The 1,282-nt window shown below is 63.7% G+C and carries 1 protein-coding gene; it reads right to left on the reverse strand.

The window, feature by feature from the left end:
- Nucleotides 1–55: 55 nt before the first annotated feature.
- Nucleotides 56–1,200, reverse strand: a protein-coding gene (locus NV2_RS30480) for an IS3 family transposase (protein ID WP_157103175.1) whose coding sequence is annotated in 2 segments (ribosomal slippage) — nucleotides 56–936 and nucleotides 936–1,200 — 1,146 coding nt in all. Because the reading frame shifts where the segments join, the coding sequence is not laid out codon by codon here.
- Nucleotides 1,201–1,282: the final 82 nt, after the last annotated feature.

Below are 1,282 nucleotides of genomic sequence, written 5' to 3' on the forward strand. Positions count from 1 at the left end.
TGGCCAGTCCCCGGTGTTGCGACCATCCGGTATTTGAGTCCGGGGTCGATCGGTGTCAGTTGATGTCGCAGGCCACGGGGTGATGGGTGTGGCTGCAGGTCGCAGCGTACTCGGCCGGAGTTCGGTAGCCCAGCGCCGAGTGTCGGTGCCGGTGGTTGTGGTCGGTTTTGAAGTCGCCGATCACGACGCGGGCTTCGAGCAGGCTGGTCCAGTGATTGCGGTTGAGGCATTCGTGGCGCAGCCGTCGGTTGAACGACTCGATGTATCCATTGTTCCACGGTGTTCCCGGCGGAATGTAGGCGATCCCGACGCGATCGGCGCAGAATTGTTGCAGTGCAACCGAAATCATTTCCGGACCGTTGTCCATACGTAGCACCTTCGGTGGACCACCGGTAGCGGTGAACACCCGTTCCAGCTCGGCGACCAAGCGTTCAGCGGTGATCGAGCGTTCAGCCAGGTGCAGTAGCGATTCGCGAGTGTGTTCATCGACCATCGACGCGATCTTCACCGCTCGCCCGTCGATGGTGGAGTCGAACTGGAAATCCAGCGCCCACACCACTTTCGGAGCATCGGCGTCGACTATCGGCGCCGAGGACTGTCCGGCACGTTTCCGAGGCGAGTACGCGCGGACCTGCAGGCCTTCTTCACGCCAGAGCCGGTGGACACGTTTGCGGTTCACTCGGTGGCCCTCGTCGAACCGCAACGCCGCCCACGCCCGCCGGAACCCATGACACGGATGTTTCGCCGCATACGAACGCAGCCACTTGCGTGCTCCGGCGTCGGGATCGTATGGGGTGTGCGCGGCCGGCAGCCGTCGATACGTGGACCGGTGGAGCCCAACAACCTTGCAAGCGAACCGCTCCGACACGCCCATCACCTGCTGGAGCATGTCGGCGGCTCGACGCTTGGCCGCTGGGCTCAGAATTTTCCCTTGGAGATCTCCCGCAACGCGTCTTTCTCCAGCTCCGCGTCCGCGAGGAGCCGCTTGAGCCGGTTGTTCTGCTCGCGGAGCTCTTTGAGCTCTTTCGCCGCGTCGGTGTCCATCCCGCCGTAGGAGCGACGCCAGTTGTAGAGCGTCGCCGCCGATACTCCCAGGTCAGCGGCGATCTGCTCACCGGTCCGGCCTTCCGCGGCGAGCTCGTCGGCACGGCGCAGTTTCCGCACGATGTCTTCCGCGGAATGCCGTTTCCGTCCTGCCATGTTCTTCAGTGTCCCTTCCGGCCCTCACCAGGGCCAACAAGGACTCTAAAACCAGGCGGCCTCATTCACCGGGGACAGGCCA

The organism is Nocardia vermiculata NBRC 100427, from assembly GCF_001613265.1.
Taxonomy (GTDB): domain Bacteria; phylum Actinomycetota; class Actinomycetes; order Mycobacteriales; family Mycobacteriaceae; genus Nocardia; species Nocardia vermiculata.